We start from the raw sequence: 13,885 nt of genomic DNA on the forward strand, positions 1-13,885 counted from the left end.
CCCTTAAGCTCAGCCCTGCGCGGCGGGCGCCTTGCCGGATGCGGTGATGAGATCAAGCATCATATGGGCACGATTGGCAACACCGCGCGGGCTGTCCACATCGTCGACGATCGACTGGAACCACTGGCGCGCCTGCGCCATGTTGCCAGCCTTGTAGGCTGCAAGACCGAGCGCCTCGCGCGCCGAGTGGCGAAAGGCATTGCCCGGAACGGCCATTTCCTCGACGGCGGCAGAAACCTGCTCATAGGTGCCGTTTTCGATCAGCAGCCAGCCGGCGCGCATCTTGGCGGCATCCTGCACGGCAGCCGGAACGGACTTATCCTTGGCGATGGTCTGGAAGGACGCGATCGCACCGGCATTGTCGCCCTTCTGCGACTGGACGGTCGCGGCGCGCATGCGCGCCAGGACCGGGTAAGCACCGTGGCCTTCCTTCTCCAGCTTGTCGAGAGCGGCAAGCGCCTCGTCAGTCTTGTTCTCGTCGGCAAGCTTCATCGCCGCCAGGAACTGGTCGCCGGCGCCGGAGGAACGGGTATTGTCCCAATATTCGTAGGCGACCTTGCCGATGGTTCCGAGCACGATGAGAACGGCAATGGCAATGATATAGCGGCCAAACCGGCGCACCGCACCCTTCATCTGGTCGGAACGCAGTTCCTCATTGACTTCACGAATGAAGCTATCGTCGTTGAATGCCATTCTCGTCTCCGGCCGCGGATACCCATATACAATGCAAAACGCACATTGTCGGGCCTTCTACTCCATTTTGCAGCAGTTGTAAGGGGGATATCGCAGAATCGTCACGAAGCAAGCATCGGTAGCGGCGCTACACCGATCAGCCATTCGTGAACGCGCCAGATCATCAGCGCCCAGACGATCACGCCGATGATGACGGCATAGATGTCATATTTGGCCGAAGCGAAGACCGGCAGCGTGATCTCGCCGCGGCGCTGGCGCCGCTTCAGCGAAATGCGCACCACCACGCCCCAGGCAAGGAATGCAGCAAAGAGCAGCACCGAATAGGCCTCGCCATTCGACAGGAGATGGGCCAACGCCCAGATCTTCACCGACAGAACGATCGGATGTTTCGTCTTCGTCTTGATATAACCGGCTGGCAGGAAACCGGCGACGAGACAGATCACTGCAATCAGCATCAGGGTGACGGTGAGATGCGCCATGCCCGTGGGCGGATTGTAAAGCATGCCGATCGGCTCGCTGCGAGCAACGCCAAAGGCATAGATCACGAAGATCAGCGTCAGAATGCTGGCAATCGAGTGGAAGGCGATCCAGGCGGGCTTGCCCACCCTGTCAATCATCGCCTGCCGGAAGCCCGGAACGACGACGCGGATCAGATGCAGGCCGAGGAAGAGAATGAGGCTGAGGACGAGCAGAGCCATGATGATCTGGTTTTCCTATTTTGACGGTCAGCAATGAATTACCGGCAGACGGCGAAAAATGCCAGCAAGACCGCAGCTTCGCCGCATTTCTGTAACAGTAAAACCGCAATGCAAATTGTCGCGGTGCCCATGTTTCGTTTTATTTTTTCTGCGTCCCTCGCTCTCTCCTCGATTTTTCCTGCTGTTGCGGACGCCGCCGACAAGCCGAAACAGCTGGTCATCATTTCCTTTGACGGCGCACACGACAATGCGCTCTGGCAGAAGAGCCGCGAGATGGCGGCAAAGAACGGCGCGCATTTCACCTATTTCCTCTCCTGCACCTTCCTGATGAATCAGGAAGCCAAGCAGGCTTACCAGGCCCCTCATCAGAAACGTGGAAAATCCAATGTCGGCTTCGCGCAGAGCGACGACGAAATCCGTGAACGCCTCGGCAATATCTGGCACGCTCATCTCGAAGGTCATGACATCTCCAGCCACGCCTGCGGCCATTTCGACGGCCGGCAATGGAGCGAAGCGGACTGGTCAGCCGAATATGCGACTTTCAAGACTACGCTGAGGAACGCCTGGAAAAGTGTCGGCCTGGAAGAGCCAGCCGGCTGGCAGGATCTCGTCGATCACGGCATCAAGGGGTTTCGCGCCCCTTACCTTTCCACCGGCGGCGGCGCGGACATGATCGCAGCCGAGAAGAGGGCCGGTTTTACCTATGATGCGAGCCTCGTTACCAGGGGGCCGGCCATGCCCGTCGAGGAAGACGGCATCATCCGCTTCGGCCTGCCGCTCATTCCCGAAGGCCCGGGCGAAAAGCCAATCATCGGCATGGATTACAATCTCTTCGTTCGCCACTCCAAGGGCGAGGAGGATGCAGCTGACAGCGCTGCTTTCGAAGAGCGTGCCTATGCCGCCTTTAAGGAAGCCTTCGACAAGCAATATACCGGCAGCCGCATTCCGCTGCAGCTCGGCTTCCACTTCGTGGAAATGAACGGCGGCGCCTATTGGCGCGCGCTCGACAGGCTGGTCAGCGACGTTTGCCACAGATCAGACGTTGCCTGCGTCAGCTATTCCGAAGCGATCCCCATGATCGAGGCCCGCGGCAAGCTGCAGGAGACCTCCGGGTTGTAAGGCGCACTTACCGCTCAAACTGTTGGATATCAAAAACCACCTGCACCTATTGATTGCATCGAGCCTGCACTTCGATAAGCATTACCTCACAAATGCGTGGCAAGCATGGGAGGTAACGTCATGACATTTATTGAGAACCCGGAGTGCCTGGTTGACAAGGACGAATTTCCCGCCTGTGAAACTGGCTTCTTCACTTGGGATATCGTTGCGAACCTCCTCTATGGCGACGGAGCGGTCGCTGAAATGTTCGGACTTGATTTCGCCGAAACGGCAAGTGGCCTTCCACTCGAAGCCTATGTCGCCCGTATCCATCCGGAGGATCAGCCGGCCGCGGCCAAGATCATCCATGATACAATCCTGACGCAGGAGCCAGAGCAACAGAGCTACCGCGTACGTCGCGCCAACGGCTCCTTCCACCAGGTCATGGCATTTGGGCGATGCTTCCGCGACAAGAACGGCATTCCGTCTCTTTACGGCGGCATTGTCTTTCCACTTCCCGAGGAAGCGCCGGTGGCTACACCGCTGCTCGACCATTGTTTGGCGGCCTACGATATTGCCATCAGGGAAGGCAACATGGCCGTCGCCGACCATATTCTGGAGGCATTGATGGATATGGACCGAAAAAATACGGGCTGCACGCGCCCGAACTGACGATCCTCGTAGGATCCCCAAAAGAAAAGGGCCACCGAAGCGGTGGCCCTTATTCTTGTGGTCAGCCGTCGACGTGGACGACACCGGCCTCGCGTTCCAGGTAGCGCTGGTCGATATCAGGCAGCGGCTCGTTGTCGATTGCCGCCTCGAAGGCCTTGAGACGCTTGTGGATGGAGAGCAGTTCGATGATCGTCGACCAGGAGTTCACCAGGTATTGGAAAGAATTGCTGACCTGGCCGAAAGCGGTCGCGATCTGTTGGAAGATACCGTACGTGATGGCGCCGGCAACGAGGGTGGGCGCCATAAAGAAATAGACGAAAAGATTGTCTGCCTGCAGATAAAACGAGCGGGCAACGTTAAAATACATGTAGTGAAAGTAGAGCGTGAAATAGTTTTTCCGCACCCTTGAAAACAGTTCTTGGACGGTCGGCGGCTGCGCCCGGTCGGCGTGGTCCTCGCCATAAACCAGTTCCTTGCGGTATGCGGCTTCCACGCGCTGGTTCTTGAAGTTCAGACCAGGCAGCTTGATACCCGCCACAGCGAGCAGGACCGTACCGAAGGCCGACCAGAAGATAGCCAGCCAGAAGAGAGAGTTCGGCACTTCACCAAGAAACGGCAGGGTCGTTACATAATGCGATAGCGCCAGCATGATCGGCAGGAAGACGACCAGCGTCATAACGGAATTGATCAGGTTGATGCCGAGCCCTTCCAGCGTCGTGGAAAAACGCATCGTGTCTTCCTGCACACGCTGCGATGCGCCTTCGATGTGACGAAGCTTTTCCCAATTCGCCATGTAGAAATTGTTCATCGCGGTTCGCCAGCGGAAGATGTAATGGCTGGTGAAAAAGTCGGTCATGATCGATACGAACATGGCGAGGAAGGCGATCTGTGCAAAGATCAGAAACAGATCATAGAAGTTCTCGACGGTAATACCCGGCTTCTTCGCCAGCGCATTTTGCAGCAGATCACCGAACGGCCGCCGCCAATTGTTGATAACAACCGAAATCTGAACGCTGAAATAGGTGACGAAGATGATAAGCGCCGAGCCCCAGATGGACCAAATCTTCCACGGATGGCTGAGCGCCTTCAGATGCCACACGCCGCAGAAGATCAGCGCGGCCAGGAAGAAATACCCATAAAACCAGATATTTTCCGGCAGCAGAAAGAACGAGAGATCGATCGGCTGCTGCTCTTCAGGAACCGGCGCAAAACCGAGCGAAGCACCAAGACCGGCGGCGATGAAATACCAGCCGAAAATTGCGGCCAGCGTCCAGACTACGAGCGAAGTAAAGAACGCCTTTGGCTGGGGAAAGAAGGAATGGAACACGGGAGGATTTGCTTTCCTGAACTGGAGTCACGGAAGAGTGGCGAACCACTGATTGCCCGGAAATTAAGGCAGTTCGAAGAAAGCGGCAATGGGTTCAGCCCATTGTTACGCACTTGTAACCACTTAAGGGATTTTCTTCATCACAGGCATGACGAGTAGTGCGCAGAAAACCAGCACGATGGCAGCAATAATGGTCGGCAGCACGAAATTTCCGGTTGCCTCGGCGATCCACCCAGCAACGACTGGGCCGATAATCTGGCCGACACCGAAAGCCGCCGTCATCAGCGCCAGGATGCGGCGCGGGCTTTCCGGTGAGAGCCGGCGGCCGATCTGCAATCCATAGGCGGTGATGGCAAGGAAAGTGGCGCCGAACAGCGCGCCACCGATCAATGGTGCCATCGAATGCGGCAGTTCGACCGTTGCGAGCACGCCGATAGCCTCGATGATGAGCGCCGCGACATAGACGCCGCCAAGACCGAGCAAGCGCACGAAAGGCTTCCAGATGAACAGCGCGACCGTCGCCATCAGCCCCGCGATGAACCAGCAGAGGAACTCGACGATCGGCCCGGACGCGCTCGCGCGGGCGATGGCGACGAGGAACGTGGCGGTAATGACATAGCCGAAGCCGAACAAGCCATAGGACAGAGTCAGCAGCACCATCGGCCGGCTCCAGATCAGCGCTGGCTCCTTCACCTGCCCATTATGCACCGGTGCCTTTGGCAGCAATGACCAGACGATAACGAGGCTGACCAGGCAGAAGAGCGCTCCACCGATCCAGTCCGCGCGCCAGCCGCCGGCTGCGTCGTCAAAAACGTAGCCGAGCGCAAGCACCATGACGGATGAAATCGCAATCCCCGCCCCCGGCCCGCCAAAATGCGTCGCCTGAACGTGATCATTGCCTGCAGCAGCACCATGGCTCAGCACGATTGCCGAACTGAAGACCAGCGTGAAGGCGCTCGCCACGCCCGCCAGGAAGCGGATGACAGCAAAGAGCAAGACTGAATCCGTCGCCGCCATGGCGGCCAGCAGGATTGCGGTCGCAAGCAACGAGAGAAGCGCCACCAACCGCTCGCGCCCCGCCGCCCAGCCATAGGCGGCAAGAACGGCGCCGACGAGATAACCGACGAAATTGGCGGAAGCGATGAAGCCCGCATCGGCGGCCGAAAGCGGCACCCCGACCATCATGCCGGGCAGGATCGGCGTGAAGGAAAAGCGCCCGAAGCCCATGGCCGCCGCCATGGCGACGGCGCCTGCAAGCGCTGTGGTGAGGAGATTGACCGGCCGGTCGTTATTCGGAGCCAACATGGCTCGCTTATCGCGCTGCAGCATAGCCGGGACAAGTGAGTATTTCTGATGAATGCTTCAATTTCACAAACAGAATTTTCCACGCGTCCTCTTGAAAGACATATCTTACGATATATGTTTGCGACATAGTGAGCCATACATCTGATACAAAGGAGTATGTCATGAGAGGTTTTCGAGGTGGTTTCGTCGGTGAGGCGATGCGCATGGGAATGGGCCGCAGGTTTTCCGCAGGCGAACTGCAGGTGATCCTTCTGGCGTTGCTGGAAGAGCGCCCACGCCATGGCTACGAGTTGATCAAGACGCTGGAGGAACGTTCCGGCGGCTTCTACGTGCCGAGCCCGGGCGTCATCTATCCGGCCCTCACCTATCTGGAAGAGACCGGCCTGGCGGAGGTGGAAAACGAAGGGACAAAGAAGCTCTACAAGATCACCGAGGCCGGCCGCCAGAAGGTGGAAGAAGACCGCGACATGATCGACCAGGCACTTGCCAAGCTGGAGCGCATTGCCGAGGGCATGGCTTTCGTCAATCGTATGTTCGACCCCGATCAGCATCAGGGTGGAGGCGGTGGCCGACACCGTCGTGACGAGGAGGATGACGATTTCGGCCGCGAGGAAGGCAACATCCGCGCCGCCCGCCAGCTGCTGCGTTCGGCGCTGCGCATGCGCTACCCGTGGTCGGCAAGCGAAGCTATCAGGATTTCCGGCATATTGGAGCGTGCGGCGATGGAAATTCTGCAGGGCGGCAAGGCCGACCCGCAGCGAGACTAAAACTGCCAAAACGATTGGCGGCGTAAACCGCCGCCCTCGTCAATCCCCGGTTTTCAACAGACCGCTAGCGAGACCGCGGAAAGCCTCGACAACCTTCACCAAAAGGTCTTGAGGCTCCTCCGCTGCGGCAATCCAGAGCGCGGCACTGAGCGACGCCCCGTTAAGCAGGCGAGCGGCGGCTTCCGCATCAACGGGCTTGACCGTGCCTTCGTCGATCAGCGCCTGGATTGTCTGGGTTGTTGTCCGAAGACAGGCATTCTGACTGGGCCATTGCGATGGGTCGCCAAGCACAGCCGGCCCGTCGAGCAGCATGATACGCTGGATTTCCGGCTCCAGCGCCATTTCGATATAGGCGGTGTATTCCGCCAGCAATCCGAGCCAGGCGGTCTCAGCCCGATCCCGCTCGCTTCGCAGCCGCTCTCCCATTTCGCTGTCGATCTGGTCGATGACGGCCTGCAGCAATCCCTTCTTGTCACCAAAATTATGATAGAGCGCTCCGCGCGTCAGACCGACATCGGCGGTCAGATCGTCCATCGAAGCAGCCGCATAACCTTTGACGGCGAAAGCCTTCCTGGCAGCCTGAATAAGCTTCGCCCTCGTCTCCTCCATCATCTGCGCCCGGGTCTTTGCGGCCATCACCATCCCTCAAAAATACACATACGCTCCGTATGCGTATTGACATACGCGACGTATCTGTGAATTATAACCACATACGAGGCGTATATCAATCGCTGCTCGGGCGAGCAGAACCGCACCACGGAAATCCCACCTCTAACGACGAGCGAGAGTTCGGCGATTGATGCCCGTTTGTCTAAACAGGAGTAAAAACAATGACCAAACGTGATGCTATCTTCCCCGCGGGCCGGCAGGCTCTCTATGAGATCAACCGCTATTCGGCAGCGATCCGCTCCGGTGATCTTCTCTTCGTCTCCGGTCAGGTCGGCAGTCGCGAAGACGGTTCGCCCGAGCCTGATTTCGAAAAGCAGGTGCAGCTTGCCTTCGACAATTTGAAAGCCGTACTAGGGGCTGCCGGCTGCACCTTCGATGATGTCGTCGACGTAACGACCTTCCACACCGATCCCGAGGCGCAGTGGCCGATGATCTCGGGTATCAGAATGAAGGAAATCGGCGAAGCGCCCTACCCGAACTGGACTGCCGTCGGTGTGAACTGGCTGGCGGGTTTTGATTTCGAGATCAAGGTCATCGCCCGCCTGCCGCAAGCCGCCTAATTCCAAAGGCAGCCAACACGAGCGCTGCGCGTCGAGCACGCGTGGCGCTCTAGGAAATCTCGATAACCTCAAGCTCCTGATCACCGACAGCAACGACATCGCCGACGGCCTTGCCCATGAGAATCCGCGCCACAGGAGCGACATAGGAAATCGATCCCGCCTTCGGATCGGCTTCATCCTCTCCGACGATGCGATATGTCTGGACACGTCCATCATCGCGGCTGAAGGTTACAGTGCTTCCGAAGGCAACGATTTCAGTCGAAGCCGGAGCAGGAACGAGCTGGGCTGTGCGGACGCGTTCGACAAAATAACGCAGATCACGCAGGGGATTTGCTGCCTGCCGCCGCCGCTCATTCACGTCCTCGATCGTGCTCGCAGCCTCATAGGCTTGCCGCGCTTCCTGCACTTGCAGTTCCAGCGCCTTCAGTCCTGCTTCAGTCACGAGATTTGGATGAGGAGAAATCGTGCGATCTGGCAGCAGCGTTTCCGCTGCGGTTTCGGCACTTTCTTCCTTGGTAAAGGCAACAGCCATCTCGACCTCCAACAGTGAAGGGCGTTGCCCCTCAAGCCGCCAATGTCAGAATAATCGGCCCGTTGCGGGTTGCAACAACGGTGTGTTCATACTGCACTGTCGGGGCCTTGGGATCGGCATAAAGCGTCCAGGCGTCATCTCCACCTTCTGCCCATGTTGCGCCGAGCGACAGGAAGGGCTCGACGGTGAAGACGAGGCCCTCCGTCATCATGCGCCGTTCGGACGGATCGGGCCATGTGGAAAGCTCGGCCGGCTCCTCATGCAGCGAACGGCCGACACCGTGGCTCGCGAGATTGGCGACAAGCGTATAGCGGTTCTTCTGCGCGAAGGCGCCTACGGCATTGCCGATCTTCGCCAGCGGCTCGCCAGCCTTGATCTGGTTGAGACCGACCCAGAGCGCCCGCTTGCCGTCCCGGCAGAGCCTCTCGATCCTTGATTTGACCGGCGGCACGGCGAAAGAAGCGCCGGTATCGGCAAAGAAGCCGTCCTTTTCCGCCGAAACGTCGATATTGACGAGATCGCCAGCGCGAATGACCCGCGGCCCGGGAATGCCGTGGGCGATTTCCTCGTTGACGCTGATACAGGTCGCGCCCGGAAACTGGTAGCAGAATTCCGGAGCGGAACGCGCGCCGGCATCTTCCAGCACCTTGCGGCCGATCTGGTCGAGTTCCAGCGTCGTCATGCCCGGCTCCATGGCCGCCGCCATCACCTGTATGGCATTGGCACAGATGCGGCCGATATCCTTGAGCTTGGTAAGTTCTTCGTCGTTCTCGATAACCATAGACCGTTCCGGATTTTACCCGAGAGCGACAGGCTCTGCGTCAAGCCGTGGCTTTCGCGCCTTCGGAAGCCTCAGTCAATGCCTTTCTGACGATCGGCGCCACTTTTGTACCGTAGAGTTCGATGCCGCGCATGATCTGGTCATGCGGCATCAGGCCGATCGCCATCTGCAGCAGGAAACGGTCGTTGCGGAAAACCTTGTGTGCGGCAATGATCTTCTCGGCCACAAGTTCGGGATCGCCGAGGAAGAGATTGCCGGTCGGGCCGCGTGACATGTCGAACTGCGCCCGGCTCGTCGGACCCCATCCGCGCTCGCGGCCGATGCGGTTCATCACTTCGGCCTGCGGGCCGTAAAACTGGTCTGCTGCGGCCTCAGTCGTATCGGCAATGAAACCATGCACGTTGATGCTGGTCTTCAGCTTCGCCGCATCCTGCCCTGCCCGGCGAGCAGCTTCCCGGTAGAGATCCAACAATGGCGCAAAGCGCGGATATTCGCCGCCGATGATGGCAAGCGCCACCGGCAGGCCGAGAGCGCCCGCGCGGGCAACGGATTGCGGCGTACCGCCCACCGCGATCCACAGCGGCAACGGATCCTGCAGCGGCCGCGGGTAGACGCCGCGTCCCTGGATCGGCGCACGAAGCTCGCCTTTCCAAGTGACGACCTCGCTATCGCGCAGGGCCAGAAGAAGATCTAGCTTCTCCTCGAAGAGCTGGTCGTAATCTTCGAGATTGTAGCCGAAGAGCGGGAAGGATTCGATGAAGGAGCCGCGCCCCGCCATGATTTCAGCACGGCCATTAGAGATCAGGTCGAGCGTCGCAAATTGCTGGAACACCCGCACCGGATCGTCGGAGGAAAGAACCGTGACGGCGCTGCTGAGGCGAATATTCTTCGTCTTCGCCGCCGCAGCAGCAAGCGCAACTACCGGTGCCGAGGCCACATAATCAGGCCGATGATGTTCGCCGAGCCCGAAGACATCGAGCCCGACCTGATCGGCAAGCTCGATCTCTTCGATCAGATGCTTGATCCGCTCGGCCCCTTCCACGCCCTTGCTGCGGGACGGATTGGGGTTGACGTCTGCGAATGTATAAAGGCCCAATTCCATGGTCGGCATCCTGTTTGACTTGCCCCTGAGATAAGGTCCGGCAGGGCTTGGAGCAAACGGAAATTCTGGAATGGATCGTTCGATAAAGTTGATAGCCGCGTCAGGCGTACGACACCCGGGTATCGATGATTTCGATGCCCATTCACTGAGAGTCGCAAGACGCGGTATCCCATGGACACACGGCTTACTTTACCACCGACCGCTCCGCGTCTTCCTGCATCTTGTCGATCTGCCGGCGGATATGGGCCGCTTCCGCAGCCGAATGGGCAAGTGCAATCGCGCGGTCGAAGGCGATCCGTGCCTGGGCGATGCGGCCGAGCTGCTTCAAGAGATTGCCGTGCAGGCCGTGATAATAGAAGTAACCGTCGAGCTTTTCGCCGAGCGGCTCCATGAGGTCGAGCGCCGCCTGCGGGCCATGAAGTTTGGAAATGACGACAGCGCGGTTCAGTGTCACGACAGGTGATGGCTGGACACGTTCGAGCGCACGATAGAGCAGATCGATTTCCACCCAGTCGGTATCCTCGGCGCGTTTGGCGCGGGAATGAACTGCGGCGATTGCCGCCTGTAACTGATAGGGACCAGGCTTGCGGTGACGCAGCGCCTTGTCGAGCAGCGCCAGCGCCTCGTTGATGAAGGGCTGGTTCCAGAGCGAGCGATCCTGATCCTCGAGCAGCACGATCTCGTCTTCGGCACTGAAGCGTGCCTGCCGGCGGGAAATCTGCAGCAGCATCAGGGAAAGCAGCCCCATCAGTTCCGGTTCGGCGGGGAAGATATGCAGTATCAGCCGCGCCAGCCGGATCGCCTCATCGCTGAAGGCTGCCGCCTCCTGCTCCGGATCAGCCTGGCTGTAGCCCTCATTGAAGATCAGATAGATCATCGTGCTGACGATTATCAGTCGCTCGGCCCTCTCCTGCGGGCTCGGCGTCTCGAACGGCACGCCAGCCTTTGCCACCCGCGCCTTGGCTCGAGTGATGCGCTGCTCCATGGCGCTTTCGGAGACGAGGAAGGCACGGGCAATCTGCGTCACCGACAGGCCGGAGACGATGCGCAGGGCCAGCGCGATCTGCTGGGTGGCCGGCAGGTCCGGATGGCAGCAGATGAAAAGCAATCGCAGGATATCGTCGCGATAATGGGAATCGTCCAGCCGGTCGGCGATGTCGCTTTCAGCGTCCTCTTTATCTGAAATCTGGTCCTCGTCCGGCAGCGCCTGGATCTTCGCCCGCTTGCGCACCGCATCGATGCCGCTGTTGCGGCCGACGAAGATCAGCCACGCGGTCGGATCGCGCGGCGGCCCCTTTTCCGGCCATGTCCGGATCGCCCTCAGGCACGCCTCCTGAAACGCTTCCTCCGCCGTATCGAGATTGCGGAAGTAGCGCAGCAGCGCACCGAGCGCCTTCGGCCGGGCCGAGGTAAGCGCGAGGTCGATCCAGGCAATGTCTGTCATGATGCTGTATCTCCCGGCCGGAATGTGTAGAACGGCCGAATTTCGTAAGAGGTGGAACCAGGATTGACCGCCGAAAGCTGTTTCGTGAAGCCGATCGCCTCATCCAGCGTTTCGAAATCAACCGTATAGAAGCCGAGAAGCGCCTCCTTCGTTTCAGCAAACGGACCATCGACAACGAAGGCCTCGTCCCTGCCCTTGCGCACAGTCGTTGCCGTCGTCGTCGGCATCAGCCGGCCGGTCGGGCCGAGCTTGCCGGCAGCGGCGAGCGGCTCGATCACGGCATGGAGATTTCCCATGACGGCAGCCTCTTCCTCCTCGGTCCAGGCGAAGACGGTTTCCTCATTGGCGTAGCAAAGGATTGCGTAAAGCATCGGTAGCTCCTCTTTCCGAATGACGAATGAGTAACCGTTTGGCCGACAGGCCGCATCAAAAAATTACGAATGGGAAAATTGGTAAATCTGATGAATGCAGCGCGGTTAACTATCCACAAGGGCTCTGCAATCGCCGCCATTGAGTTGCCCAATTTGGTCCAGAGAGCTCTGCGCGCTTTCCATCACCTTTCCATTCGAGAACCCATGAACAAATCTCAGAGACTTCTCGTTGCGCTTGCCACCCTCGTGTTGTCGACGCAGGCTGCCCATGCCGCCCCCGCCCCGGAAAACTTCCTCTATATGGGCTCCGGCGACCTCGCCGCCGCAAAGGCGAGGCTCGCCCGGCCCGATATCAGTGGCGTACAGGTCGTCTATAATTGGAAGAGCCTGGAAACGGCGAAGGGCCAGTATGATTTTTCGGCAATCGAGCAGGACCTGGCCATTGCCAAAAGCCTCAACAAGAAGATGTTCATCCAGGTGCAGGACCGCTTTTTTGATCCGAAGGCGCGCAACATACCGGACTACATGCTGACCGAACCGGAATATGACGGTGGCCTGACCCCGCAATTCGACAATCCCGGCGAGAACAAGCCCGTCGGTTCCGGCTGGGTCGCCCAGCAGTGGAACCCCGCCGTTCGCGAACGGTACCAGGCGCTGCTGAAGGCGCTTGCCGAAAAGTTCGACGGCGAGGTCTACGGCATCAACCTGCCGGAAACTTCTATCGATCTCGATCCCAAGCATGAGCCGAAGGGTTTCTCGTGCGACGCCTATTTCTCCGCCGAGATGAAGAACCTTGCGTTCGCCCGCAAGGCCTTCGAAAAGTCACTGGTCGTGCAATATGTGAACTTTTGGCCCTGCGAATGGGAGAACGACCACAATTACATGGGCCGTCTCTTCGATTACGCCGCCAAGAACAATGTCGGCCTCGGCGGCCCCGATATCGTGCCGAACCGCAAGGCACAGATGAAGAACTCCTACCCCTTCCTCAACAAGTACAAGGGTAAGCTCTCCTATGTCGGCCTCGCCGTGCAGGAACCGACGCTGACCTACAAGAACCCGGCGACCAAGAAGCCCTTCACCAAGGAAGAGTTCGCCGCCTTCGCCCAGGACTATCTCGGCGCCAACGTGATCTTCTGGAGCACAGCGACACCCTGGCTGAAAAAGTAACGAGAGCAGGCAGGCGGCGCCGAAGCCGCCTGCCCCAGCCTTAGCCGACCCCAGCGGAATTGCGGATCACGCTGCAGAAATTGCCTCTGTGGAAATGCTGTTACTTGTCGGCCGGCACATCATCCGTTGATCGAGACTGTCAGCCACCGGCTGTCTGCATCAAGCACGGCCATGGCACCGATAGGCACGCTGAGTGGCCGGTCGCCATGACCGAGCGGTAGTCCGCCAAGGACAGGTACATCGAATTGCTCAAAATGATCTCGGAGAAGCGCGGCAAGAACCGGATGGAGTGCATCTTCAAATCCGGTGAACTGTCCGATCGCCACACCGACAATTCCATCAAGGTGGCCCGCTTTCCGTAACATGGTCAGTTCGCGGTCCACCTGTCCGATGCCGATGTTCACGGCCTCGATCAGTAGAATCGCCCCCGCCAGGCTCGGGAGCGACCAGCCGGCACAGGTCGAGATCATGCTGAGATTGCCGCCTATCAGCCGCCCTCTCGCCACACCCTCCGTGGTTGCTGCGATTGTCGGCTCGTCCTCGCGGGCGTGAAGCGTCAAATCCGCGTCGCTGGTCAGCAATTGAAAGAGGCATTCGGCTCCGCTGTCCTCGTCAACCGCCCAGCCTGCATCCATCATCAATGCACCATGGATACCGATCAGCCGGCATTCCTTCCAAAGCGCCAGATGCAGGGCCGTG

The 13,885-nt window shown here is 59.1% G+C and carries 16 protein-coding genes; 5 read left to right on the forward strand and 11 right to left on the reverse strand.

The genetic code is table 11. The features are described from left to right. Window positions 1–9: 9 nt before the first annotated feature. Window positions 10–693, reverse strand: a complete 684-nt coding sequence (locus tag AB8B33_RS16000; RefSeq protein WP_439016100.1) for a tetratricopeptide repeat protein — start codon at window positions 691–693, stop codon at window positions 10–12. 101 nt (window positions 694–794) lie between these two features. Further along, window positions 795–1,391, reverse strand: coding sequence for an NnrU family protein (locus tag AB8B33_RS16005; protein ID WP_439016101.1), 597 nt, complete (start codon window positions 1,389–1,391; stop codon window positions 795–797). Window positions 1,392–1,520: 129 nt separating this feature from the next. On the opposite strand from AB8B33_RS16005, the gene AB8B33_RS16010 reads away from it, so the two are divergent. Next, complete coding sequence (locus AB8B33_RS16010) at window positions 1,521–2,510, forward strand: polysaccharide deacetylase (protein ID WP_439016102.1); 990 nt, start codon at window positions 1,521–1,523, stop codon at window positions 2,508–2,510. A 120-nt stretch (window positions 2,511–2,630) separates the two neighbouring features. Further along, window positions 2,631–3,161 carry a PAS domain-containing protein gene (locus AB8B33_RS16015; protein WP_439016103.1) on the forward strand — a complete coding sequence of 177 codons (531 nt, stop codon included), beginning with the start codon at window positions 2,631–2,633 and terminating at the stop codon, window positions 3,159–3,161. Between the two features lie 61 nt (window positions 3,162–3,222). Here AB8B33_RS16015 and sbmA read toward each other — a convergent pair whose 3' ends face one another. Then, the gene (sbmA, locus tag AB8B33_RS16020; RefSeq protein WP_439016104.1) at window positions 3,223–4,488 is read right to left on the reverse strand and encodes a peptide antibiotic transporter SbmA; all 1,266 of its coding nucleotides are present in this window, start codon (window positions 4,486–4,488) and stop codon (window positions 3,223–3,225) included. Between the two features lie 123 nt (window positions 4,489–4,611). Next, a complete protein-coding gene (locus AB8B33_RS16025) occupies window positions 4,612–5,817 on the reverse strand; it encodes a YbfB/YjiJ family MFS transporter (RefSeq protein WP_439016105.1) in 1,206 nt (401 codons plus the stop codon). A gap of 137 nt (window positions 5,818–5,954) precedes the next feature. Between AB8B33_RS16025 and AB8B33_RS16030 the strand changes: the two genes are divergently transcribed. Beyond that, window positions 5,955–6,560 (forward strand): PadR family transcriptional regulator, encoded by a 606-nt coding sequence (locus tag AB8B33_RS16030; RefSeq protein ID WP_439016106.1) that lies wholly within the window; start codon window positions 5,955–5,957, stop codon window positions 6,558–6,560. Between the two features lie 39 nt (window positions 6,561–6,599). Here the strand turns inward: AB8B33_RS16030 and AB8B33_RS16035 are convergent, their stop codons facing one another. Continuing rightward, complete coding sequence (locus AB8B33_RS16035; RefSeq protein WP_439016107.1) at window positions 6,600–7,196, reverse strand: TetR/AcrR family transcriptional regulator; 597 nt, start codon at window positions 7,194–7,196, stop codon at window positions 6,600–6,602. 194 nt (window positions 7,197–7,390) lie between these two features. Between AB8B33_RS16035 and AB8B33_RS16040 the strand changes: the two genes are divergently transcribed. Beyond that, window positions 7,391–7,789, forward strand: a complete 399-nt coding sequence (locus AB8B33_RS16040; RefSeq protein WP_439016108.1) for a RidA family protein — start codon at window positions 7,391–7,393, stop codon at window positions 7,787–7,789. 49 nt (window positions 7,790–7,838) lie between these two features. Here the strand turns inward: AB8B33_RS16040 and greA are convergent, their stop codons facing one another. The 5 genes from greA to AB8B33_RS16065 all read right to left on the reverse strand — a co-directional run bounded on the left by greA (window position 7,839) and on the right by AB8B33_RS16065 (window position 12,019). Continuing rightward, window positions 7,839–8,321, reverse strand: a complete 483-nt coding sequence (greA, locus tag AB8B33_RS16045) for a transcription elongation factor GreA (protein WP_439016109.1) — start codon at window positions 8,319–8,321, stop codon at window positions 7,839–7,841. 31 nt (window positions 8,322–8,352) lie between these two features. Beyond that, a complete protein-coding gene (gene map / locus AB8B33_RS16050) occupies window positions 8,353–9,102 on the reverse strand; it encodes a type I methionyl aminopeptidase (protein WP_439016110.1) in 750 nt (249 codons plus the stop codon). A 40-nt stretch (window positions 9,103–9,142) separates the two neighbouring features. Further along, window positions 9,143–10,204 carry an LLM class flavin-dependent oxidoreductase gene (locus AB8B33_RS16055; protein ID WP_439016111.1) on the reverse strand — a complete coding sequence of 354 codons (1,062 nt, stop codon included), beginning with the start codon at window positions 10,202–10,204 and terminating at the stop codon, window positions 9,143–9,145. Between the two features lie 184 nt (window positions 10,205–10,388). Then, entirely contained in the window at window positions 10,389–11,648 is a 1,260-nt protein-coding gene (locus AB8B33_RS16060; RefSeq protein WP_439016112.1) for an RNA polymerase sigma factor, read from the reverse strand. After that, entirely contained in the window at window positions 11,645–12,019 is a 375-nt protein-coding gene (locus AB8B33_RS16065) for a YciI family protein (protein ID WP_113325623.1), read from the reverse strand. The genes AB8B33_RS16060 and AB8B33_RS16065 overlap by 4 nt, the downstream gene beginning before the upstream one ends. A 204-nt stretch (window positions 12,020–12,223) precedes the next feature. Here AB8B33_RS16065 and AB8B33_RS16070 point away from each other — a divergent pair, with 204 nt between their 5' ends. Further along, window positions 12,224–13,186, forward strand: coding sequence for a hypothetical protein (locus AB8B33_RS16070; RefSeq protein WP_439016113.1), 963 nt, complete (start codon window positions 12,224–12,226; stop codon window positions 13,184–13,186). Between the two features lie 119 nt (window positions 13,187–13,305). On the opposite strand, the gene AB8B33_RS16075 is transcribed toward AB8B33_RS16070, so the two are convergent. Then, window positions 13,306–13,824, reverse strand: a complete 519-nt coding sequence (locus AB8B33_RS16075; protein ID WP_439017262.1) for a hypothetical protein — start codon at window positions 13,822–13,824, stop codon at window positions 13,306–13,308. Between the last annotated feature and the right edge of the window lie 61 nt (window positions 13,825–13,885).

Origin of the sequence: Rhizobium sp. 768_B6_N1_8 (assembly GCF_051811225.1) — a bacterium.
GTDB lineage: Bacteria > Pseudomonadota > Alphaproteobacteria > Rhizobiales > Rhizobiaceae > Rhizobium.